19 protein-coding genes and 1 riboswitch are annotated in these 23,653 nt (G+C 63.0%); of the genes, 16 read left to right on the forward strand and 3 right to left on the reverse strand.

Annotated elements, in window-relative coordinates:
- Positions 1–586: 586 nt before the first annotated feature.
- Positions 587–850 (reverse strand): DUF2790 domain-containing protein, encoded by a 264-nt coding sequence (locus tag PF66_RS32505; protein ID WP_081005978.1) that lies wholly within the window; start codon positions 848–850, stop codon positions 587–589.
- Between the two features lie 403 nt (positions 851–1,253).
- Here PF66_RS32505 and acs point away from each other — a divergent pair, with 403 nt between their 5' ends.
- The 14 genes from acs to astE all read left to right on the forward strand — a co-directional run bounded on the left by acs (position 1,254) and on the right by astE (position 17,219).
- The gene (acs, locus tag PF66_RS30665) at positions 1,254–3,209 is read left to right on the forward strand and encodes an acetate--CoA ligase (RefSeq protein WP_054064777.1); all 1,956 of its coding nucleotides are present in this window, start codon (positions 1,254–1,256) and stop codon (positions 3,207–3,209) included.
- A gap of 575 nt (positions 3,210–3,784) precedes the next feature.
- Positions 3,785–4,561: an ABC transporter substrate-binding protein gene (locus PF66_RS30670; protein ID WP_017902898.1), complete on the forward strand. Its 777-nt coding sequence runs from the start codon at positions 3,785–3,787 to the stop codon at positions 4,559–4,561.
- A gap of 88 nt (positions 4,562–4,649) precedes the next feature.
- Positions 4,650–5,339 (forward strand): ABC transporter permease, encoded by a 690-nt coding sequence (locus tag PF66_RS30675; RefSeq protein WP_054058800.1) that lies wholly within the window; start codon positions 4,650–4,652, stop codon positions 5,337–5,339.
- Entirely contained in the window at positions 5,336–6,034 is a 699-nt protein-coding gene (locus tag PF66_RS30680) for an ABC transporter permease (protein ID WP_054058799.1), read from the forward strand. The genes PF66_RS30675 and PF66_RS30680 overlap by 4 nt, the downstream gene beginning before the upstream one ends.
- Position 6,035: 1 nt before the next feature.
- Positions 6,036–7,148, forward strand: a complete 1,113-nt coding sequence (locus tag PF66_RS30685) for a succinylglutamate desuccinylase/aspartoacylase family protein (RefSeq protein WP_054058798.1) — start codon at positions 6,036–6,038, stop codon at positions 7,146–7,148.
- 28 nt (positions 7,149–7,176) lie between these two features.
- Positions 7,177–7,941, forward strand: a complete 765-nt coding sequence (locus tag PF66_RS30690) for an ABC transporter ATP-binding protein (protein ID WP_054058797.1) — start codon at positions 7,177–7,179, stop codon at positions 7,939–7,941.
- Between the two features lie 124 nt (positions 7,942–8,065).
- Positions 8,066–9,058: a transcriptional regulator ArgR gene (argR, locus tag PF66_RS30695; RefSeq protein WP_054058796.1), complete on the forward strand. Its 993-nt coding sequence runs from the start codon at positions 8,066–8,068 to the stop codon at positions 9,056–9,058.
- A gap of 326 nt (positions 9,059–9,384) precedes the next feature.
- Positions 9,385–10,605 (forward strand): aspartate aminotransferase family protein, encoded by a 1,221-nt coding sequence (locus PF66_RS30700; protein WP_054064778.1) that lies wholly within the window; start codon positions 9,385–9,387, stop codon positions 10,603–10,605.
- Positions 10,606–10,744: 139 nt separating this feature from the next.
- Positions 10,745–11,761: an arginine/ornithine succinyltransferase subunit alpha gene (gene aruF, locus PF66_RS30705; RefSeq protein WP_054058794.1), complete on the forward strand. Its 1,017-nt coding sequence runs from the start codon at positions 10,745–10,747 to the stop codon at positions 11,759–11,761.
- A gap of 72 nt (positions 11,762–11,833) precedes the next feature.
- Positions 11,834–12,859, forward strand: coding sequence for an arginine N-succinyltransferase (astA, locus tag PF66_RS30710; protein ID WP_054058793.1), 1,026 nt, complete (start codon positions 11,834–11,836; stop codon positions 12,857–12,859).
- A complete protein-coding gene (gene astD / locus PF66_RS30715; RefSeq protein ID WP_192842724.1) occupies positions 12,856–14,322 on the forward strand; it encodes a succinylglutamate-semialdehyde dehydrogenase in 1,467 nt (488 codons plus the stop codon). The genes astA and astD overlap by 4 nt, the downstream gene beginning before the upstream one ends.
- 169 nt (positions 14,323–14,491) lie before the next feature.
- Positions 14,492–15,838 (forward strand): N-succinylarginine dihydrolase, encoded by a 1,347-nt coding sequence (gene astB, locus PF66_RS30720; protein ID WP_054064779.1) that lies wholly within the window; start codon positions 14,492–14,494, stop codon positions 15,836–15,838.
- 65 nt (positions 15,839–15,903) lie between these two features.
- Positions 15,904–16,194, forward strand: coding sequence for a hypothetical protein (locus tag PF66_RS30725; RefSeq protein ID WP_026145011.1), 291 nt, complete (start codon positions 15,904–15,906; stop codon positions 16,192–16,194).
- A 17-nt stretch (positions 16,195–16,211) separates the two neighbouring features.
- The gene (gene astE / locus PF66_RS30730; RefSeq protein ID WP_054064780.1) at positions 16,212–17,219 is read left to right on the forward strand and encodes a succinylglutamate desuccinylase; all 1,008 of its coding nucleotides are present in this window, start codon (positions 16,212–16,214) and stop codon (positions 17,217–17,219) included.
- 7 nt (positions 17,220–17,226) lie between these two features.
- Here astE and PF66_RS30735 read toward each other — a convergent pair whose 3' ends face one another.
- On the reverse strand, positions 17,227–18,675 hold the full coding sequence (locus PF66_RS30735; RefSeq protein WP_054064781.1) for a M91 family zinc metallopeptidase: 1,449 nt from the start codon (positions 18,673–18,675) through the stop codon (positions 17,227–17,229).
- A gap of 143 nt (positions 18,676–18,818) precedes the next feature.
- Positions 18,819–19,310 carry a 6,7-dimethyl-8-ribityllumazine synthase gene (locus tag PF66_RS30740; RefSeq protein ID WP_054058788.1) on the reverse strand — a complete coding sequence of 164 codons (492 nt, stop codon included), beginning with the start codon at positions 19,308–19,310 and terminating at the stop codon, positions 18,819–18,821.
- Between the two features lie 133 nt (positions 19,311–19,443).
- Positions 19,444–19,613: riboswitch (FMN riboswitch) on the reverse strand.
- Between the two features lie 202 nt (positions 19,614–19,815).
- Between PF66_RS30740 and ltaE the strand changes: the two genes are divergently transcribed.
- Together ltaE and alaS are read left to right on the forward strand one after the other, a co-directional pair.
- Positions 19,816–20,820: a low-specificity L-threonine aldolase gene (gene ltaE, locus PF66_RS30745; RefSeq protein WP_054064784.1), complete on the forward strand. Its 1,005-nt coding sequence runs from the start codon at positions 19,816–19,818 to the stop codon at positions 20,818–20,820.
- Positions 20,821–20,967: 147 nt separating this feature from the next.
- On the forward strand, positions 20,968–23,592 hold the full coding sequence (alaS, locus tag PF66_RS30750; protein ID WP_054064782.1) for an alanine--tRNA ligase: 2,625 nt from the start codon (positions 20,968–20,970) through the stop codon (positions 23,590–23,592).
- Positions 23,593–23,653: the final 61 nt, after the last annotated feature.

Raw genomic sequence — 23,653 nt, forward strand, 5'->3', positions numbered from 1 at the left:
CGCTGTCCAGGCGATCGAGGGTGGCTTCGCTGGCCTGGCCGGTCTTGCTCTCTTTTTCTGCTACTTCGCCGTCTTCTTTGTCGAATTCGTCCCAGCTCAGCATGACGTGTCGTCTCCTGCGTGAGGGCCTGACGCCGGTGTGAAAACACGGATGGGCGGTTTTTCACACGGCACGATGGCCACATTGGATATAAGGAATCGTTGCTTGCACCGGCTGTGCAGGCAAACAACGGGAAATTTGTACGGGGCCCCGAGGGGCGGATGGCGCGGGGATGACGCCGGTTCCTGCAGCGATGCCAGCGTGAGAACGCTACCCTGCAAGGGAATATTGCAAGCCCGTTTTACCGGGACATTATAAGGGCTTTTTGCGGTCAGTGGTGTGACGGATTCCGCCCTTGCGTGTGCTTGGGCCGGCACGGCTCGGGTTTGCAGGGCTTTGGCGGCAAAAGAATTTTTTGCCTGGAGGGGGTGTTGGCGACGAGTGGTTCGCTGCGGGAGGCGGCCGGATGATGACCGTTGTGCAAGGACACCCTTGCCGCAGCCGCAAGAATCGCTTCCTGCGGCAAGCGGCTTTCAAGGCGGGCGATCAGCCGTTGGAACAACCATTACCCATTACACGATATTCCATGACATGCCGAACACCCTGGGAGTCTTCATAAACCATGCGTGCCGGTACAACTTCGCAAACTTCCGGAATTTCACTCATGGAGATAACTTTGTGAATATCCGGGTGCATGGAGTAAGTGTATTCCTCTACCGGCAGGTTCCGGCTGGCTACATCGGTCGCCGCCTCGTCGGCCATGGCTGTTGCACAGAGGCTGCTGAGGACTAAAGCGGCAAAAAGTTTCATCGGTTCACCTATTGATGGTCGTGTAGGGGCACGCGGCCCTTGTGGGACCACGTGTGAAGCTCTGGAAGTTTGAATTCGAATTAACGGCCTTCGTGGGGGCTGTCGTCTGGTTAATTCGTTGCCTTAGTTGGCGAAGTTGATTTTAAGAGTGCGCCAGTCGTTCATACAGGTGGGCTTTTGATAAAGACTATTGACAAAACCTGTAACAATCGTCGAAAAAACGTCCTGCCCGAAGATATTTTCCCTGGGCCGAATATCGCCACAGGCCACGTGCTTGAGCCCTGTTGGCGGTATTCACGACGTTTTGTAGGGTTTTGTTACTACCATCGTCGAATGGTCCGGCAGCGTCAGCCCGGCTACAACAGGGCCATAAAACAACAACTATGTCACCGAGGTAAGAAAGATGAGTGCGGCTTCCCTGTACCCCGTTCGCCCTGAGGTTCTGGCCAATACGCTGACCGACGAGGCGACCTACAAGGCGATGTACCAGCAGTCGGTCGTCAACCCTGATGGCTTCTGGCGCGAGCAGGCCAAGCGTCTCGACTGGATCAAGCCTTTCACCACGGTAAAACGGACTTCCTTTGACGATCATCACGTCGATATCAAATGGTTCGCCGACGGCACCCTGAACGTTTCCTATAACTGCCTGGACCGCCATCTGGCCGAGCGCGGCGACCAGGTCGCGATCATCTGGGAAGGCGACGATCCTGCCGACTCGCGCAACATCACCTATCGCGAGCTGCACGAGCAGGTCTGCAAGTTCGCCAACGCCCTGCGTGGCCAGGACGTTCATCGCGGCGACGTGGTGACCATCTACATGCCGATGATTCCCGAAGCCGTGGTGGCCATGCTGGCCTGTGCGCGGATCGGTGCGATCCACTCGGTGGTGTTCGGTGGTTTCTCCCCGGAGGCCCTGGCCGGTCGGATCATCGACTGCCGCTCGAAGGTGGTGATCACCGCCGACGAAGGCGTACGCGCCGGCAAGAAGATCCCGCTCAAGGCCAACGTCGACGATGCCCTGACCAACCCGGAAACCAACAGCATCCAGAAGGTCATCGTGTGCAAGCGCACCGGTGGCGACATCAAGTGGAACCAGCATCGCGACATCTGGTTCGAGGACCTGATGAAAGTGGCGGGCAGCGTCTGCGCACCCAAGGAGATGGGCGCCGAAGAGGCCCTGTTCATCCTCTATACCTCCGGTTCCACCGGCAAGCCCAAGGGGGTGCAGCACACCAGCGGCGGTTACCTGCTGTATGCGGCCCTGACCCACGAGCGTGTGTTCGACTACCGTCCGGGCGAGATCTACTGGTGCACCGCCGACGTCGGCTGGGTCACCGGCCACAGCTACATCGTCTACGGCCCGCTGGCCAACGGCGCGACCACCGTGCTGTTCGAGGGCGTGCCGAACTATCCGGATATCACCCGGGTGGCGAAGATCGTCGACAAGCACAAGGTCAACATCCTCTACACCGCACCGACGGCGATCCGCGCCATGATGGCCCAGGGTTCGGCCGCAGTCGAAGGGGCCGACGGCAGCAGCCTGCGCCTGCTCGGCTCGGTGGGTGAGCCGATCAACCCGGAAGCCTGGGACTGGTACTACAGGAATGTCGGCAAGTCGCGCTGCCCGATCGTCGATACCTGGTGGCAGACCGAGACCGGCGGCAACATGATGAGCCCGCTGCCGGGGGCCCACGCCCTCAAGCCAGGTTCCGCGGCCCGTCCGTTCTTCGGCGTGGTACCGGCGCTGGTGGACAACCTGGGCAACATCATCGAAGGGGCGGCCGAAGGCAACCTGGTGATCCTCGACTCGTGGCCGGGCCAGGCGCGTACCCTGTACGGCGACCATGACCGCTTCGTCGACACCTACTTCAAGACCTTCCGTGGCATGTATTTCACCGGCGACGGTGCGCGCCGCGACGAGGATGGCTACTACTGGATCACCGGCCGTGTCGACGATGTGCTCAACGTCTCCGGCCACCGCATGGGCACCGCCGAAATCGAAAGCGCCATGGTCGCCCATCCGAAAGTCGCCGAAGCGGCCGTGGTGGGGGTGCCGCACGATATCAAGGGGCAGGGCATCTACGTCTATGTCACCCTCAACAGTGGCGAGGAGCCGAGCGAAGCGCTGCGCCTGGAACTGAAGAACTGGGTACGCCGCGAGATCGGACCGATCGCTTCGCCGGATGTCATCCAATGGGCGCCGGGCCTGCCCAAGACCCGTTCGGGGAAAATCATGCGCCGTATCCTGCGCAAGATCGCCACGGCGGAATACGATGGGCTGGGTGATATCTCGACCCTGGCAGACCCGAGCGTGGTGCAGCACCTGATCGACACCCACAAGACCATGAACGTCGCCTAAGGCTGCCCAGGCACAGAAGGCCCCGTCCGGCGATGAGCCGGGCGGGGCTTTTTCATTCTGGAGGAGGGCTATCGGATGGGTGATTGAAAAGAGATAAATATCGGTTTTTGTCGTGGGACGTTTCTTCTTGTTACCCATGCACTGCGAAGTAACCAAATATGTCACCTGTCGCCCGCATTCGGGGCATAGGGAAACGCTTTTGCCCGATTTCGGCTGACGATATCGGTCGAAAAGAGCCTCGTCGCACACCGCGCTTGCCGTAATAGAAGGCTTTGCGAATAATAGGCCCGCAATTTGCAGCGTAGATCGGTTGCCTTTCTTTTGCCCTTGCATGAATTTCAAGGGCTGTCAATGTGCCGGGTCGGCATTCTCGATGCTTCTGTAATTACTTGTCGCATTGAGGAAATATCGACTTCGGGCCTGTCGTTAGAATGCCGATCACTCGCTGGTCGTTGTGCATGGACCGCCGCCCAATCGGCCCTCGCAGGACGCGGCGCCGTAATCCCTGTTCACCCTTCGCATATTGGGCTCGCGCTCACTCTGCCGTTTTTGCCCTTTACCGATGGAGTCCTAAGATGAAGAAACTCGTGCTTCTTGGCGCCCTGGCACTGTCCGTGCTGTCGCTGCCTACATTCGCCGATGAAAAGCCTCTGAAAATTGGTATCGAAGCGGCCTACCCTCCATTCGCCTCGAAGGCCCCGGACGGCAGCATCGTCGGTTTCGACTACGACATCGGCAACGCCCTGTGCGAAGAGATGAAGGTCAAGTGTGTCTGGGTCGAGCAGGAGTTCGATGGCCTGATCCCGGCGCTGAAGGTCCGCAAGATCGACGCGATCCTGTCGTCCATGTCGATCACCGACGATCGCAAGAAGTCCGTCGACTTCACCAACAAGTACTACAACACCCCGGCCCGCCTGGTCATGAAGGAAGGCACCGTGGTCAGCGACAGCCTGGTCGAGCTCAAGGGCAAGAAGATCGGCGTGCAGCGTGGCTCGATCCACAATCGTTTCGCCGAGGAAGTGCTCAAGCCGCTGGGGGCCGAAGTCAAGCCGTACGGTTCGCAGAACGAGATCTACCTGGACGTGGAAGCCGGTCGCCTGGACGGCACCGTGGCTGATGCCACCCTGCTGCAGGACGGTTTCCTGAAGACCGACGCCGGCAAGGGTTTCGCTTTCGTGGGGCCGCAGTTCACCGACGTCAAATACTTCGGTGACGGCGTAGGTATCGCCGTGCGCAAGGGTGACAAGGCCGATCTGGACAAGATCAACGCCGCCATCGCCGCGATCCGTGCCAACGGCAAGTACAAGCAGATCCAGGACAAGTACTTCGACTTCGATATTTACGGCAAGTAAATCTCGCCAGCTCGTCCGAAATGGCGCAAGCAACAGGATCCCTGCGGTTTGCGCCATTTTTTCATCCCAATTTTCGAGGACCTGAATCATGTTGAAAGGCTACGGGGCTGTCATCCTCGATGGCGCTTGGCTGACGCTTCAGCTCGCCTTGTCGTCCATGGCCCTGGCCATTGTTCTGGGTTTGATCGGGGTGGCGCTGCGCCTGTCGCCGGTACGCTGGCTGGCCCGGCTCGGTGACCTGTACGCCACCGTGATCCGTGGTATCCCCGACCTGGTGCTGATCCTGCTGATCTTCTACGGCGGCCAGGATCTGATCAACCGAGTCGCGCCGCTGCTCGGTTATGACGACTATATCGATCTCAATCCGCTGGTCGCCGGTATCGGTACGCTGGGTTTCATTTTCGGCGCCTACCTGTCGGAAACCTTCCGCGGTGCCTTCATGGCGATCCCCAAGGGGCAGGCCGAAGCCGGCATGGCCTACGGGATGAGTAGCCTGCAGGTGTTCTTCCGGGTGCTGGTGCCGCAGATGATCCGCCTGGCGATCCCCGGCTTCACCAACAACTGGCTGGTGTTGACCAAGGCGACCGCGCTGATTTCCGTGGTCGGCCTGCAGGACATGATGTTCAAGGCCAAGCAGGCGGCGGATGCCACCCGTGAGCCTTTCACCTTCTTTCTTGCAGTGGCGGCGATGTACCTGGTGATCACCAGTGTCTCGTTGCTGGCACTGCGTCACCTCGAGAAGCGCTACTCGGTAGGCGTAAGGGCGGCTGATCTATGATCTTCGACTACAACGTCGTCTGGGAAGCCATGCCGCTGTACCTCGGCGGCCTGCTGACCACTCTGAAACTGCTGGCCCTGTCGCTGTTTTTCGGCCTGCTGGTGGCGGTGCCGCTGGGGCTGATGCGGGTCTCCAAACAGCCGCTGGTCAACGGTGCGGCCTGGCTCTACACCTACGTGATTCGTGGCACGCCGATGCTGGTGCAACTGTTCCTGATCTACTACGGTCTGGCCCAGTTCGAAGTGGTGCGCGAAAGCTTCCTCTGGCCATGGCTGTCGAGCGCGACCTTCTGCGCCTGCCTGGCCTTTGCCATCAACACCAGCGCCTACACCGCCGAAATCATCGCCGGCAGCCTCAAGGCTACGCCCAATGGCGAGATCGAGGCGGCCAAGGCGGTCGGCATGTCCCGCTACAAGATGTATCGGCGCATTCTGCTGCCGTCGGCCCTGCGTCGGGCGCTGCCGCAGTACAGCAACGAAGTGATCATGATGCTGCAGACCACCAGCCTGGCCTCCATCGTGACGCTGATCGACATCACCGGTGCCGCCCGTACCGTCAACGCCCAGTATTACCTGCCGTTCGAGGCCTACATCACCGCGGGTGTGTTCTACCTGTGCCTGACCTTCATCCTGGTGCGCCTGTTCAAGCTGGCCGAGCGCCGCTGGCTGAGCTACCTGGCTCCACGGAAGCATTGAGATGGAACGTATCGATCATTCGCTGCCCTGGGGCAGCCTGGGTACCGAGCGTCGGTTGTCGGTGTTCCGTTTCGGCAGCGGTGAACGCAAGGCCTATATCCAGGCCAGCCTGCATGCCGACGAACTGCCGGGCATGCGTACCGCCTGGGAGTTGAAGAAGCGCCTCGCCGAGCTGGAGGCCCGCGGGGCCCTGAAGGGCGTCGTCGAGCTGGTCCCGGTCGCCAACCCGATTGGGCTTGGCCAGTTGCTGCAAGGCAATCACCAGGGGCGCTTCGAGTACTCCAGCGGCAAGAATTTCAACCGCGATTTCGTCGAGCTGAGCGAGCCGGTCGCGGCGCTGGTCGATGGTCGACTGGGTGACGACCCCCACGCCAACGTGCAGTTGATTCGCCAGGCCATGCGCGATGTGCTGGCCGCGTTGCCGCCGGCTGACAGCCCGTTGCAGGGCATGCAGCGGATTCTGCTCGGCCACGCCTGTGATGCCGACATCGTGCTGGACCTGCATTGCGACTGCGAGGCGGCACTGCACCTGTATGCGCTGCCGCAGCACTGGCCGCAATGGCGCTCGCTGGCCGCGCACCTGAATGTGCGGGTGGCGCTGGTGGCGGAGGACTCCGGCGGCACCTCGTTCGACGAGGCCTGTTCGCTGCCCTGGCTGCGCCTGTCGCGGCGCTTCCCGCAGGCCGCGATTCCCCTGGCGGGGATGTCCACCACCATCGAACTGGGCGGCCAGGCCGATACCGGGCCGGACGCGGCGGTGGCCCATGCCGAAGGCATCCTGGCCTTCCTGGCCGAGCAGGGGCTGATCGACGGCGAGTGGCCGGCGGCGCAGCACCAAGCCTGCGAGGCCATGCCGTTCGAAGGCACCGAGTTGCTCTACGCGCCCCATCCCGGTGTCGTCAGCTACCTGTGCCCGGTGGGCAGTTGGGTGGAGCCCGGCGAACCCTTGTTCGAAGTGATCGATCCCTTGTCCGACCGGGTCAGCACCGTCCGTGCCGGCACGGCCGGTGTGCTGTTTGCCGTTGAACGGCTGCGTTACGCCCAACCCTCGATCTGGCTGGCCAAGGTGGCGGGGCGCGAGCCCCTGCGCCACGGGCGCCTGCTCAGCGACTGACCTGACTGTTTTCGTGAGAACCGACCGCATGTACAAGCTTGAAGTCCAAGACCTGCATAAACGCTATGGCAGTCACGAAGTGCTCAAGGGCGTGTCCCTGGCGGCCCAGGCTGGCGATGTGATCAGCATCATCGGCTCCAGTGGCTCCGGCAAGAGTACCTTCCTGCGCTGCATCAACCTGCTGGAGCAGCCGCACGCCGGACGTATCCTGCTCAACAACGAAGAGCTCAAGCTCGTCGCGAACAAGGACGGCGCCATGAAGGCCGCCGATCCCAAGCAGTTGCAGCGCATGCGCTCGCGGCTGTCGATGGTGTTCCAGCACTTCAACCTGTGGTCGCACATGACCGCGCTGGAAAACATCATCGAAGCGCCCGTGCACGTGCTGGGCGTGTCGAAGAAGGAAGCGCTGGAGAAGGCCGAGCACTACCTGAACAAGGTGGGCGTGGCACACCGCAAGGACGCCTATCCGGGGCACATGTCCGGCGGCGAGCAGCAGCGCGTGGCGATTGCCCGGGCGCTGGCGATGGAACCGGAAGTGATGCTGTTCGACGAGCCGACCTCGGCTCTCGACCCGGAACTGGTCGGTGACGTGCTAAAGGTCATGCAGTCCCTGGCCCAGGAAGGCCGGACCATGGTCGTGGTGACCCACGAAATGGGCTTTGCCCGTGAAGTCTCCAACCAGTTGGTGTTCCTGCACAAGGGGCTGGTGGAGGAGCGCGGCAATCCTCGCGAGGTGCTGGTCAATCCGCAATCCGAGCGTCTGCAGCAATTTTTGTCGGGCAGCCTGAAATAGTCGTCGCTTTTTCTGCTGCCACTGTGCACCAAAATAGGTCATTCTGCGCGCCGTGTGCGGCCTGGTCTACTTTGATGAGGTCGTTCCCGGCCTTTAACCCTGTTCTGCTTTCGGATTGCACGCCATGACTGCCCATCGAATTGGTTTCCTGATTTGGCCCGGCACTAAAGCCTTGACGCTGGCGCTGGCCGAGGAGGCCTTGCGTGTCGCCCAGCGCGTGCATCCGGAAGTGATCTACGAGCTGTCGTTCCTGCAGGCCGAGACACCGGCGCAAGGTGCTGCCGCGGCGGCCTGGCAATTGCCGGGGGAGCCCTGGGCTGGACAGCTCGAGGGCTGCCAGAAACTGTTCCTGCTGGCTGACGAACCACCGGCCGCGCTGGCGCCAGCCCTGGCCAGTGCCCTCAAGCAACTGGTGCGTTCCGGTTGCATGATCGGCGGATTGTCCGCCGGGGTCTATCCACTGGCCCAACTGGGACTGCTCGATGGATACCGCGCCGCGGTGCACTGGCGTTGGCAGGACGACTTCGCCGAGCGCTTCCCCAAGGTGATCGCCACCAGCCATCTGTTCGACTGGGATCGTGACCGTCTGACGGCCTGTGGTGGCATGTCGGTGCTGGACCTGCTGTTGGCGGTGCTGGCCCGGGATCACGGTGCCGAGCTGGCCGGTGCGGTGTCCGAGGAGTTGGTGGTCGAGCGCATTCGCGAGGGCGGCGAGCGCCAGCGTATTCCCTTGCAGAATCGCCTGGGTTCCAGCCATCCGAAGCTGACCCAGGCGGTATTGCTGATGGAAGCCAATATCGAAGAGCCGCTGACCACCGACGAAATCGCCCAGCATGTCTGCGTTTCCCGCCGGCAACTGGAGCGGATCTTCAAGCAGTACCTCAATCGCGTCCCCAGCCAGTACTACCTGGAGCTGCGCCTGAACAAGGCCCGGCAGATGCTGATGCAGACCAGCAAGTCGATCATCCAGATCGGCCTGTCCTGCGGTTTCTCCTCGGGGCCGCATTTCTCCAGCGCCTACCGCAACTTCTTCGGCGCCACGCCGCGGGAGGATCGCAATCAGCGGCGCAGCAGCAGCCCGTTCGAGCTGTCCTCCGTTCCCGCCGAGCGCGGCTGAGCCCCGATCTCGGCATCGCTGTGCTGGCGATTGCCCTCCCGCTGACCGGATGGGCTGCCCATCCGGATTGCCGGCATTTTTCTAAAAATCACGTCGCAGGGTTCGTCAGTCGAAAATCTCCTCGTCGCGACTCTGCATGAAAAGCCTCTCACCGTTTAAACTGCGCCTTTGCGAAGCTATTTGTCGCATTGCCGAAAACCCCGGCAAAACCCGGTTTGGCGCTATAAGAAGTTGTCGCTTGGCGGCAAGGCCGGACCGAAATCTGTCCTTACAATCCCCCCATCGCTCGCCAGTTTCAGGCAGGCGTTCCTCTTCAGGAGACTCCGATGTCCGTTGAGCAAGCTCCGGTGCAACGCGCCGATTTCGACCAGGTAATGGTTCCCAACTACGCACCTGCGGCTTTCATTCCCGTGCGTGGTGCCGGTTCCCGAGTGTGGGACCAGTCCGGTCGTGAGCTGATCGATTTTGCCGGTGGGATTGCGGTGAACGTCCTGGGCCACGCGCATCCGGCGCTGGTCGGGGCCCTGACCGAGCAGGCCAACAACCTGTGGCACGTCTCCAACGTGTTCACCAACGAGCCGGCCCTGCGCCTGGCCAGGAAGCTGGTGGACGCGACCTTTGCCGAACGCGTGTTCTTCTGCAACTCCGGCGCCGAAGCCAACGAAGCCGCCTTCAAGCTGGCCCGTCGCGTGGCGTTCGACCGTTTCGGCGAGGAAAAGTACGAGATCATCGCGGCGCTCAACAGCTTCCACGGCCGTACCCTGTTCACCGTGAACGTCGGTGGCCAGTCGAAGTACTCCGATGGCTTCGGCCCGAAGATCACCGGTATCACCCATGTGCCGTACAACGACCTGGCGGCACTGAAGGCCACGGTTTCGGACAAGACCTGTGCCGTGGTCCTGGAACCGATCCAGGGCGAGGGCGGCGTGCTGCCGGCCGAGCTGTCTTATCTGCAGGGTGCCCGCGAGCTGTGCGACCAGCACAACGCGCTGCTGGTGTTCGATGAAGTGCAGAGCGGCATGGGCCGGACCGGCAAGCTGTTCGCCTACATGCAGTACGGCGTGACCCCGGACATCCTCACCAGCGCCAAGAGCCTGGGCGGTGGTTTCCCGATTGCCGCCATGCTCACCACCGAGGCGCTGGCCAAGCACCTGGTGGTCGGCACCCACGGCACCACCTACGGTGGCAACCCGCTGGCATGTGCCGTCGGCAACGCGGTGGTCGACGTGATCAACACACCTGAAGTGCTCAATGGCGTTGCTGCCAAGCACGACGCGTTCAAGACCCGCCTGGAGCAGATCGGCGCCAAGTACGGCCTGTTCACCCAGGTCCGTGGCATGGGCCTGCTGCTCGGCTGCGTACTGGCCGATGCCTGGAAAGGCAAGGCCAAGGATGTGTTCAACGCTGCCGAGCAGGAGAACCTGATGGTCCTGCAGGCCGGCCCGGACGTGGTGCGCTTTGCGCCAAGCCTGGTGGTCGAGGACGCCGATATCCGCGAAGGCCTGGACCGTTTCGAGCGTGCTGTCGCCAAGCTGACCCAGGCCTGATCGGCCGAGTGCTGGCAATTGCGTCGTCGTGCCGGTCGGCCGGCGACGGACAGATTATTCCTGTGCCGGGCATGCCCGGCATTTTTTTCCCTGCGCCGGCGCTGTCGCCGGCCTGTTCTTCAAGTTAAGGAGTGACACCATGCTGGTGATGCGCCCCGCGCAAATGGCTGACCTGGACGAGGTACGGCGTCTGGCCGCCGACAGCCCCATTGGTGTCACTTCCCTGCCGGATGACGAGGATCGACTGCGCGACAAGATCGCCGCCAGCGAAGCGTCGTTCGCCGCCGAGGTCAGCTTCAACGGCGAGGAAAGCTATTTCTTCGTGCTCGAGGACACCGATACCGGCAAGCTCGCCGGCTGCTCGGCGATCGTTGCCTCGGCCGGCTACTCGGAGCCTTTCTACAGTTTCCGCAACGAGACCTTCGTGCACGCCTCCCGCGAGCTGAAGATCCACAACAAGATCCACGTGCTCTCGCAGTGCCACGACCTGACCGGCAACAGCCTGCTGACCAGCTTCTACGTGGTACCGGAACTGGTGGGCTCTGCCTGGTCCGAACTCAACTCCCGCGGACGCCTGTTGTTCGTGGCCAGCCATCCGGAGCGTTTTGCCGACTCGGTGGTGACCGAGATCGTCGGCTACAGCGATGAAAATGGCGACTCGCCGTTCTGGGACGCCATCGGTCGCAACTTCTTCGACCTGAACTACGCCGAGGCCGAGCGCCTTTGCGGGCTCAAGAGCCGGACCTTTCTCGCCGAGCTGATGCCGCATTATCCGATCTATGTGCCGCTGCTGCCGGACGCCGCCCAGGAAGCCATGGGCCAGGTGCACCCGCGGGCACAGATCACCTTCGACATCCTGATGCGCGAAGGTTTCGAGACCGATCACTACATCGATATCTTCGACGGCGGTCCGACCCTGCATGCGCGGGTCAGCGGCATCCGTTCGATCGCCCAGAGCCGCGTGGTGCCGGTGAAGGTCGGTGATACCGGCAATCCCGGTCGCCAATACCTGGTCTCCAATGGTCAGCTCCAGGATTACCGTGCGGTGCTGCTGGAGCTCGACTATGCCCCTGGCAAGCCGGTGACCCTGGATCAGGAAGCGGCCGAGGCCCTGGGTGTCGGCGAAGGTGGCAGCGTGCGCCTGGTGGCGGTCTGACGCCGGTATCGAAAGCAGCCTTACAGCGAGTTTCGCGGGAGCCGCCAGGCGGTGCCCGTTTGAGGAGATAGCATGATCGTTCGTCCCGTACGCAGCAGCGATTTACCCGCTCTGATCGACCTGGCCCGCAGCACCGGTACCGGCCTGACCACCTTGCCGGCCAACGAGGCGCGGCTGGCCCACCGTGTCGGCTGGGCGGAGAAAACCTTCCGTGGCGAAGCCGGGCGTGGCGATGCGGACTACCTGTTCGTGCTCGAAGACGACAACGGCCGGGTCGTCGGTATCTCGGCGATCGCCGGGGCCGTCGGCCTGCGCGAGCCCTGGTACAACTTCCGCGTCGGCCTGACCGTCAGCGCCTCCCAGGAGCTGAACATCTACCGCGAGATTCCGACGCTGTTCCTGGCCAATGACCTGACCGGCAACTCCGAGCTGTGTTCGCTGTTCCTGCATGCCGATTATCGCAGCGGCCTCAACGGGCGCATGCTGGCCAAGGCGCGGATGCTGTTCATCGCCGAGTTCCCGCAGCTGTTCGGGCAGAAGATCATTGCCGAGATGCGTGGCATGTCCGACGAGGACGGGCGTTCGCCATTCTGGGAAAGCCTGGGGCGGCACTTCTTCAAGATGGAGTTCAGCCAGGCCGACTACCTGACCGGCGTCGGCAACAAGGCGTTCATTGCCGAACTGATGCCGAAATTCCCGCTGTACACCTGCTTCCTTTCCGAAGGCGCGCGGGCGGTGATCGGCAAGGTGCACACCGATACCGAACCGGCCCTGTCGATGCTCAGGAGCGAAGGCTTCAGCTACCAGGGCTACGTCGACATTTTCGACGCCGGCCCGGCGGTGGAGTGCGAGACCGGCAAGATCCGTGCGGTACGCGACAGCCAGGCGCTGGTGCTGGCCATCGGTACGCCAGGTGACGACGCCACGCCGTTCCTGATTCACAACCGCAAGTGCGAAGACTGCCGCATCACGGCCGCTCCCGCCCGGTTGGCGGCGGGCACCCTGGTGGTCGATCCGCTGACCGCCAAACGTCTTCAATTGAGTGCGGGCGATTCGGTCCGCGCCGTAGCGCTATCCGCTTCCCGGGAGTCGAAATAATGAGCACGCTTTACATCGCAGGCCAATGGCACGCTGGCCAGGGCGAGGCCTTCGAATCGCTGAACCCGGTGACCCAGCAGGTGTTGTGGAGCGGCAACGGCGCCAGCGCGGCGCAGGTCGAGCAGGCCGTGCAGGTTGCCCGTGAGGCTTTCCCGGCCTGGGCGCAACGCAGCCTGGATGAACGCATCGTCGTACTCGAAGCCTTTGCCGCCAGCCTGAAAGGGCATGCCGACGAACTGGCCCGCTGCATCGGCGAGGAAACCGGCAAGCCACTGTGGGAAGCGGCCACCGAAGTGACCAGCATGGTCAACAAGATCGCCATTTCGATCCAGAGCTATCGTGAGCGCACGGGCGAGAAAAGCGGACCGCTGGGCGATGCCAGCGCGGTGTTGCGCCACAAGCCCCACGGCGTGGTGGCAGTGTTCGGCCCGTACAACTTCCCTGGGCATCTGCCCAACGGGCATATCGTCCCGGCGTTGCTGGCCGGTAACAGCGTGTTGTTCAAACCGAGCGAGCTGACCCCGAAGGTGGCCGAGCTGACGGTCAAGTGCTGGATCGAGGCCGGGCTGCCGGCGGGTGTGTTGAACCTGCTGCAGGGGGCCCGCGAGACCGGTATCGCCCTGGCGGGCAACCCGGGGATCGACGGCCTGTTCTTCACCGGTTCCAGCCGTACCGGCAATCACCTGCACCAGCAGTTCGCCGGGCGCCCGGACAAGATCCTCGCCCTGGAAATGGGCGGTAACAACCCGCTGGTGGTGGATCAGGTCGAAGACCTGGATGCGGCGGTCTACACCATCATCCAGTCGGCGTTCATCTCCGCCGGCCAGCGCTGCACCTGTGCCCGTCGCCTGCTGGTACCGGCAGGGGCCTGGGGCGACCAGTTGCTGGCGCGACTGGTCGAGGTCAGCGGCAACATCGAGGTCGGCGCGTTCGACCGGCAGCCGGCGCCTTTCATGGGCTCGGTGATCTCCCTGGCGGCGGCGCGGGCGTTGATGGAGGCCCAGGCGAACCTGTTGGCCAACGGTGCCGTGGCGCTGCTGGCGATGACCCAGCCACAAGCCGGTGCCGCACTGCTGACGCCCGGCATTCTCGATGTGACGGCGGTGAGCGGGCGTCCGGACGAAGAGTTCTTCGGGCCGTTGCTGCAGGTGATTCGCTACAGCGGGTTCGATGCAGCGATCGCCGAAGCGAACAACACCCAGTTCGGCCTGGCGGCGGGCCTGCTGTCCGATTCCGAGGAGCGTTACCGGCAGTTCTGGCTGCAGAGCCGGGCCGGGATCGTCAACTGGAACAAACAGCTGACCGGCGCCGCGAGCAGCGCGCCGTTCGGCGGAGTAGGGGCCTCGGGCAACCATCGCGCCAGTGCCTACTACGCGGCGGACTATTGCGCGTACCCGGTGGCTTCGCTGGAGACGCCGAGCCTGGTGGTGCCGGCGAGCCTGACGCCGGGTGTGAAACTTTGATTCGTGTGGGGCCTGCGGGCCCCGTTCGCGGGCAAGCCCGCTCCCACAGGCCGGGTGTCCGGCCTCGCCCTCGCGAGTGGCCTGGGCTTGCTGGCGATCACCAGACCGCGTTCGCCATCCACTGCATTACCTGATGTCTATAACAACAGATTTTCCTGGAGCCTCGCCGATGAAATCCTTTGAAGTCAATTTTGACGGTCTTGTAGGCCCTACCCACAACTACGGCGGCCTGTCCTATGGCAACGTCGCCTCCCAGAGTAACAGCCAGCAGGCTTCCAACCCGAAGGAAGCGGCCCTGCAAGGCCTGGCGAAGATGAAGGCGTTGATGGAGATGGGCTTCGTCCAGGGCGTGCTTGCACCCCAGGAGCGTCCGGACGTTGCCGCCCTGCGCCGACTCGGTTTCGCCGGCAGCGATGCCCAGGTGATCGAACAGGCCGCGAAGCAGGCCATGCCGCTGCTGGTCGCCAGTTGCTCGGCGTCGAGCATGTGGGTGGCCAACGCCGGTACTGTCAGCCCGAGCGCCGACACGGCCGATGGGCGTGTGCATTTCACCGCGGCCAACCTCAACTGCAAGTACCATCGCAGCATCGAACACCCGACCACCAGCCGTGTGCTGGGGGCGATGTTCGCCGACGACAGATACTTTGCCCATCATGCCGCCTTGCCGGCCGTTGCCCAGTTCGGTGACGAAGGTGCGGCCAACCATACGCGCTTCTGCCGTGAGTACGGCGAAGCCGGCGTCGAGTTCTTCGTGTTCGGCCGCAGTGCGTTCGACACCCGCTACCCGACGCCGCAGAAATATCCGGCCCGCCAGACCCTCGAAGCGTCGCAGGCAGTCGCCCGCCTGCACGGCCTGAGCGATGACGGCGTGGTCTATGCCCAGCAGAACCCGGCGGTGATCGACCAGGGGGTATTCCACAACGATGTGATTGCGGTGGGCAACGGCGAGGTGCTGTTCTACCACGAGGACGCATTCCTTGACACCGACCGGGTGCTCGCCGAGCTGCGGGACAAATTGGCTCGGCGCGGCGGCAACTTCCAGGCGATCTGCGTGCCGCGTGCCCAGGTGACGGTGGAAGATGCGGTGCGCTCCTACCTGTTCAACAGCCAACTGCTCAGCCGCGCCGATGGCAGCATGATGCTGATCGTGCCGGAGGAGTGCCGCAAGAACGAGCGCGTCTGGCAATACTTGCAGGGCCTGACCGCTGCCGGTGGGCGGGTGCGCGAGGTGAAGGTCTTCGACCTCAAGCAGAGCATGCAGAACGGCGGCGGGCCGGCGTGCCTGCGTCTGCGGGTCGCGCTGAAGGAATCCGAGCTGGCGGCGGTCAACCCAGGGGTTATCATGACCGCGCCGTTGTACGACACGCTGACCCAATGGGTCGAAAAGCACTACCGCGACGCCCTGCGCGAAAGCGATCTGGCCGATCCGCAGCTGTTGCTCGAGTGCCGGACGGCGCTGGATGAACTGACGCAAATCCTTAAACTGGGCGCGGTTTATCCATTCCAGATCAATTGAAAGCGTGAGCCCGGCCTTCAGCGCAAGCCCGGGTGCGCGAATTTTCTCCAGATGAGAGCACGAACATGAGCGATACCCCCCTGCAGTTGATTCTCGAAGACACCGATGGCGCTCAACTGCAAACTTCCTGCACGCGTTTTGCCGTGATCTGGCAGGGCAAGGAAGTGTGGATCCAGCAGGACGGTCGTGGTCAGTTGCTGATCGGTGTCGATGTCGAAGAAGGCGATACCGAGTATGCCAACCTGCTGCTGCGGCCATTGGCGACTAATCTTGTAAGCCTGCAACTGGAGATGGAACCGGCCGACGTTGGCGACGACGATCACGTGCACGGTCCCGACTGCAATCACGATCACTGATCAAGGAACACCGCGCTATGCTCGCCCTCGGCAAACTGCTTGAACTGACCCTCGCCGGTCGTGAACCGGCGGAGAAGACTCAACTGACGGTCGAAGGCGTGCGGATGCGCTGGCTGAGTGAGGGCGCGCTGGAGGTGCGGCCTCCCCAGGGGCGGGACAACGGGCTGGACCTGTTGCTGTCCGCCGGTATCCACGGTAACGAGACCGCGCCGATCGAACTGCTCGATCGCCTGTTGCACGATATTGCCCGCGGCGACCTCAAGCCTCGGGCACGCATTCTGTTCCTGTTCGGCAACCCGGAGGCGATGCGCCGCGGCGAGCGTTATATCGAGCAGGACATCAACCGGCTGTTCAATGGTCGCCATGAACAGAGCAGCGGCAACGAGGCGTTGCGGGCCTGCGAGCTGGAACGGCTGGCGGCGAGCTTTTTCAGCGTGGCCGATCGCAGCCGCCTGCACTACGACCTGCATACCGCGATTCGCGGCTCGAAGATCGAGCAGTTCGCGCTCTATCCCTACAAGGAAGGGCGTGCGCACTCGCGTCAGGAGCTGGCGCGACTGCAGGCCAGCGGGATCAGCGCGGTGCTGCTGCAGAACAAGCCTTCCATCGTCTTCAGCAGCTACACCTACGACAAGCTCGGGGCCGAGGCCTTCACCCTGGAGCTGGGCAAGGCCCGGCCGTTCGGGCAGAACCAGGGCGTCGACGTGTCGCGCCTGGAGCTGCGCCTCAAGCAGCTCATCGAGGGCAGCGAGCCGGACACCGAGCAGGGGCTCGACGGCCTGCAACTGTTCAGCGTGGCGCGGGAGGTCATCAAGCACAGCGATGCCTTCCTGCTGCACCTGCCGGCGGATATCGAGAACTTCTCGCCACTGCCCAAGGGTTACCTGCTGGCCGAGGACCTGGCGGGCAGCCGGTGGGTGGTGGAGGAGGACGAGGCGCGGATCATCTTCCCCAACCCGAAGGTGAAGAACGGTCTGCGCGCGGGGATCCTGGTGGTCCCGTCCGGTAGCGAACAGTTGGCCTGACGCCTGCTCAGTCCTCCCGGTACTGTTTACGTGGCGGGATGCCGAATTCCCTACGCAAGCCGTTTTCGCTGAAGGCCTCGGGATTGCTGCTCAGGGGATCGGGGTGGCCGGCGAACGGGAACGAGGCCCCCTGGATGTTCAGCCCGACGGCCTGCAACTCGAGGTTGGGGATTGCATGGCGGGGTCTGTCGCCATCGATGCCATCCGCACTCATGCCGGGAAACATCGTGCCGGTCACGTAGTTATAGGCATGGCACAGCTCGTGATACAGGTGCACGATACTGGTGACCTCGCCCTTGAGAAACGACGGATCGTAGTAGACCTGGCAACCGTCGCTCGGTGGTGCGGCCTGGCCGTTTTCGATGAACGGGTAGTCCTGCTCCGGGTGATTCGGAACGCACATGCCGTTTTCCTCTTCACTCAGTTCCCTGACCACGACGGGAATTCCGCTTCTTTCCCGGGCCTGGCCCAGGGCGTCGAGCAGTTGGCGGCCATTTTCCGAGCCCAGCAGCAACCTGAGATCGTCGTTGACCCGCTCCTGGAACTGCGCCGAGCCTTCGACGACCACGCCGCAGCTGTCCAGGTCCTTGGCGGCGATGATGACGCCGGGATCTTCAAGACGGCTGGGTGGTGCTGTTTCAGCGGCGGAGTAGGCATTGAACAACCGAACATCCGGCCTGAGGTCGTCGACGATGTCGGTTCCCGTTCCGGTGTAGGCGGTGGTGCGGGCGGCTCCGGAAATGATGTGGTCGTCACCATCGGAGCCGCTGAGCACGCTGTGGCCGGTGCCGCCCTGTAACAGGTCGTCGCCCTGGCCGCCGTCGAGGAAGCAGGAGCCTTTGCCCCCGATCAAGGTATCCCGGCCCTGGCCGCCGTAGGCGGTGATGGCGCCGCTACCCAGGGCCCTGACCAGATCGTCGCCGACGCCGGCCTCGACATAGCTGGCGCCGCTGCGGGTGAAAACCCGGTCGTTGCCGGCGCCTGCGTTGACCTTGGTGAAGCCGCCGCCAGCCACGACCAGGTCGTTTCCCTCTGCCGAATCGATGAAGACCGTGGTCTTGACCGCGTCGTCCACCCTGATGCGGTCATCGCCTGCCTGCGTGCGCAGGACGATCACCTGGGTGTCCGACGCCAGGTCGAGGTGATAGCGCCGCTCGTTGATGTCGATGATCAGGTGATCGGTCCGGTAGAGATGGATGTGGTCGTCGTCGTTGCCGCTGGTGAAGACCAGATGGTCGGTCGGGCCGCGATAGCTGGGCGGCGCCTGCAATCTGTGGCGTTCGATCAGGACGTTGGTGTCCTGGTGAACCGAGTGCACCTGCAGGCTCCTCTCATCGTCCGGGTATTGCCGCAGAGGGGTGATGGTGGGCGTGTCGGTTTCAGTATTGCCGTCGATCCGGTACTCATGCTCGGGCGCGACGGCCGGGGTCGGGTTCAGGCTGGACAAATCATTCATGGGGCCTCCGTGGGCGTTGGGTCTCGATAGCGCTGAACAAGGCGCAAGGGTCGAGCCCACTTAACCCTGAAAGGGAGGCGGGGAGAGCGTAGATAGTTATGGAGGCATGACCTGCCGGCACCGGCCGGCAGGTCGAGGCGGCTTCAGACCGCCAGTTTCTGTACGGCCGGACGCGGCAGCGCGCGCAGCTTGCTCAGGGTGTCGGCGCAGGTTCTTGCGGCTTCCTGGCCCTTGTGCACGAAGTGATCGAAGAAGAATTTCTGGTGTTCTTCGCCCGCGTGGAAGTGGTGAGGCGTGAGGACCACGGAGAACACTGGAATCTCGGTATCCAGCTGGACCTGCATCAGGCCGTCGATCACCGCCGTGGCGACGAAGTCGTGGCGGTAGATCCCGCCGTCGACCACCAGGCCGGCAGCCACGACGCCGGCATAACGGCCGGACTTGGCCAGCAGCTTGGCATGCAGGGGGATTTCGAAGGCGCCGCCGACCTCGAAGAAGTCGATATCGCTTTCCTGATAACCGAGCTTGGCGATTTCGCTGACGAAGCCGTGGCGGGCCTGATCGACAATGTCCTTGTGCCAGCAAGCCTGGATGAAGGCGATGCGCTGGTTCTGGTGGATAGTGGTGGTTTGCATCTGTTCTGACTCCTGTTTGTATGAAAAACAGGGCGTTATGAATCGAATGGGATTCAAGGGTACGTTCAGGTCGGCCGTACGCTGCTGTCAGGCAGGCGTGTGGCGCTCCCGGGGAACGGCCCTTGGGTGCCAATCCCGTTCTCTCTTCATCCGGACTATGACCGTCGGCCCCGGAATCACACCGGGTCTGCTGACCTTGGAGGCGGACGGCCGTGACCGTCCAACTCGTCAAGCGCTCGCGGGCTAGGCGTGTTGCGCGCCATTACCGCCGGTGGGGAATTGCACCCCGCCCTGAGAACGTTGCCACCAGTCTTTCTGCTGGCGGCGATTTTTTACCATATATTTCCAGGGTGCGCATGGGCGACGTTACGATGATGATCATCGAATGCTTCCCGCACGCCTGGGCATTTGGCACGGTAGTGCTTGATTATCGCGGGCCATGACCGCAGTAATGGCTTTCGAACGGGACGTTCCCGATCTCACCCTTCATGACGAGGCCTGTTTCATGACTGTCATCGATCTTCGCAGTGACACGGTTACCCAACCCAGCGCCGGCATGCGCGCCGCCATGGCGAATGCGCCCCTGGGGGACGATGTGTATGGCGAGGATCCGACGGTCAATCGGCTCGAGAGCGAGCTGGCCGCCCGGCTGGGCTTCGCCCGGGGGCTGTTCGTGCCTTCCGGGACCATGAGCAACCTGCTCGGGCTGATGGCTCACTGCGGCCGGGGCGACGAGTACATCGTCGGTCAGCAATGCCATACCTACAAGTACGAAGGCGGTGGTGCCGCGGTGCTCGGTTCGATCCAGCCGCAGCCGCTGGAGGTGCAGGCCGATGGCTCGCTGGACCTCGAGCAGGTGCGGGCGGCGATCAAGCCCGATGACTTCCACTTTGCCCGCACCCGCCTGCTGGCCCTGGAAAACACCATGCAGGGCAAGGTGCTGCCATTGGAATACCTGGCGGCGGCCCGCAGCCTGACCCGTGAGCAGGGGTTGGCCCTGCACCTGGACGGTGCCCGTCTTTACAACGCGGCGGTCAGGCTGGGGGTCGATGCGCGAGAGATCACCCGGCATTTCGATTCGGTGTCGGTCTGCCTGTCCAAGGGGCTGGGGGCGCCGGTCGGCTCGGTGCTGTGCGGCAGCGAGGAACTGATCGGCAAGGCGCGGCGGCTGCGCAAGATGGTCGGTGGCGGCATGCGTCAGGCCGGCCTGCTGGCGGCGGCGGGGCTGTACGCCCTGGAGCATCAGGTCGAACGCCTGGTCGACGATCACGCCAATGCGCGGCACCTGGCCGACGGGCTGCGTGACGCCGGCTATCGCGTCGAGGCGGTGCAGACCAACATGGTTTACGCTGACCTGGGTACCCGGGCCGAGGCGCTCAAGGCGTTTGCCGCCGAGCGCGGGGTACGCCTGAGCGCCGCGCCGCGCTTGCGGATGGTCACGCACATGGACGTCAATCGTACACAAATCGAGCAGGTGGTCGCGGTATTGGCTGAATTTAACCGCCAATGAGCCTGCAGGCCGTCCAATTGAGGGTTTCTATCGTATAAACACACTGTACCCAGGGCGCAGGGCCGATATAATGCGGCCCTTTGCAAGTCGCAAATCCATTCAGACGTGATGCACTTGCCTCCGGCTGCAGACTCCGTGGAAGAACCTATGAAAAGCGCAGAAATCCGTGAAGCCTTCCTTCGCTTCTTCGAAGAGCAGGGCCACACCCGTGTCGCCTCGAGCTCTTTGATTCCGGGCAACGACCCGACCCTGTTGTTCACCAACGCGGGGATGAACCAGTTCAAGGATTGTTTCCTGGGGCAGGAAAAACGCGCCTATACCCGCGCGGTCAGCAGCCAGAAGTGCGTTCGCGCCGGCGGCAAGCACAACGACCTGGAAAACGTCGGTTATACCGCTCGTCACCACACTTTCTTCGAAATGCTGGGCAACTTCAGCTTCGGCGACTACTTCAAGCGCGACGCCATCACCTTCGCCTGGACCTTCCTGACCTCCGAAAAGTGGCTGAACCTGCCCAAGGAAAAGCTCTGGGTCACGGTCTACGCCAGCGATGACGAAGCCTACGATATCTGGACCCGGGAAGTCGGCGTGCCGGCCGAGCGCATGGTCCGTATCGGCGACAACAAGGGCGCGCCCTACGCCTCCGACAACTTCTGGACCATGGGCGACACCGGCCCGTGCGGTCCTTGCACCGAGATCTTCTACGATCACGGCGCCGACATCTGGGGCGGCCCACCCGGTTCGCCGGAAGAGGACGGCGACCGCTACATCGAGATCTGGAACAACGTGTTCATGCAGTTCAACCGCACCGCCGACGGCGTATTGCACCCGCTGCCGGCACCGTCGGTGGACACCGGCATGGGTCTGGAGCGGATCAGCGCGGTGCTGCAGCACGTGCACTCCAACTACGAGATCGACCTGTTCCAGAGCCTGCTGAGCGCTTCGGCGCAGGCCATCGGTTGCGCCAACGACAACCAGGCTTCGCTGAAAGTGGTCGCCGACCACATCCGTTCCTGCGGCTTCCTGATCGCCGATGGCGTGCTGCCGTCCAACGAAGGTCGCGGTTATGTGCTGCGCCGGATCATTCGTCGTGCCTGCCGTCACGGCAACAAGCTGGGCGCCAAGGGCAGCTTCTTCTATCTGATCGTTGCCGCGCTGGTGGCCGAGATGGGCGAAGCCTTCCCCGAGCTGAAATCCCAGCAGGCGCACATCGAACGTGTGCTCAAGGCTGAAGAGGAACAGTTCGCCAAGACCCTGGAGCAGGGCCTGAAGATCCTCGAACAGGACCTGGCCGAGCTCAAGGGCAACATCGTTCCTGGCGACGTGGTGTTCAAGCTCTACGATACCTACGGTTTCCCGATGGACCTGACCGGTGACATCGCCCGCGAACGCAACCTGACCCTCGACGAGGCCGGTTTCGAGCGCGAGATGGAAGCCCAGCGCGAGCGTGCCCGTTCCGCCAGCTCCTTCGGCATGGACTACAACAGCCTGGTCAAGGTCGACGTGGCCACCGAGTTCACCGGCTACAGCGCCACCAGCGGTGCGGCGAAAGTAGTCGCACTCTATAAAGAAGGGCAGTCGGTGGACGTCTTGAATGAAGGTGAAGAGGGGGTCGTGGTCCTGGACCGGACGCCGTTCTATGCCGAATCGGGCGGTCAGGTTGGCGATTGCGGCTACCTCAAGGCGGCTGCCGGTCGTTTCGACGTGCGCGATACCACCAAGACCGGTGGCGCTTTCCTGCACCATGGCGTTCTGGCCCAGGGCAGCCTGCTGGTCGGTGCCGAGGTCGAGACCCAGGTCGCCGCCGAGGTGCGTCACGCCACCTCGCTGAACCACTCGGCCACCCACCTGCTGCACGCCGCGCTGCGCCAGGTCCTGGGTGAGCACGTACAACAGAAAGGCTCGCTGGTTGACAGCCAGCGCCTGCGCTTCGACTTCAGCCATTTCGAAGCGATCAAGCCGGAACAGATCAAGGCTCTGGAAGATATCGTCAACGCCGAGATCCGCAAGAACTCGGTAGTGGAAACCGAAGAAACCGACATCGACACCGCGAAGAAGAAAGGCGCGATGGCGCTGTTCGGCGAGAAATACGGGGATACCGTTCGCGTGCTGAGCATGGGCGGTGACTTCTCCGTCGAGCTGTGTGGCGGTATCCACGCCAACCGGACCGGCGACATCAGCCTGCTGAAGATCATCAGCGAAGGTGGTGTGGCGTCGGGTGTGCGGCGTATCGAGGCGGTGACCGGTGCTGCGGCGCTGGCCTACCTGAATGCCGCTGAAGAGCAACTCAAGGAAGCCGCGAACCTGATCAAGGGCAATCGCGACAACCTGATCGACAAGCTGTCGGCTGTGCTGGAGCGCAACCGCCTGCTGGAAAAACAACTCGAGCAATTGCAGGCCAAGGCCGCGAGCGCTGCGGGTGACGACCTGTCGGCCCAGGCCCGGGACGTCAAGGGTGTGAAAGTACTGGCCGCACGCCTGGACGGCCAGGATGGCAAGGCCCTGCTGGCACTGGTCGATCAGTTGAAAAACAAACTCGGCCGCGCAGTGATCCTGCTCGGCAGTGTCCATGAGGAAAAGGTCGTGCTGGTTGCTGGCGTGACCAAGGACCTGACCGGCCAACTCAAAGCCGGTGATCTGATGAAACAGGCCGCTGCGGCGGTGGGTGGCAAGGGCGGTGGTCGTCCGGATATGGCGCAGGGCGGCGGTACCGACGCCTCGGCGCTGGACGCCGCACTGGCCCTGACCGTGCCATTCGTCGAGCAGGGCGTTTAAGGCTTCGCGCAAATGCCTATCGTCCAAGGGCTGTACGAAATGTTTTCGGGCGAAAGCCAGG

Origin of the sequence: Pseudomonas asplenii (assembly GCF_001293465.1) — a bacterium.
Classification (GTDB): Bacteria; Pseudomonadota; Gammaproteobacteria; order Pseudomonadales; family Pseudomonadaceae; genus Aquipseudomonas; species Aquipseudomonas fuscovaginae_B.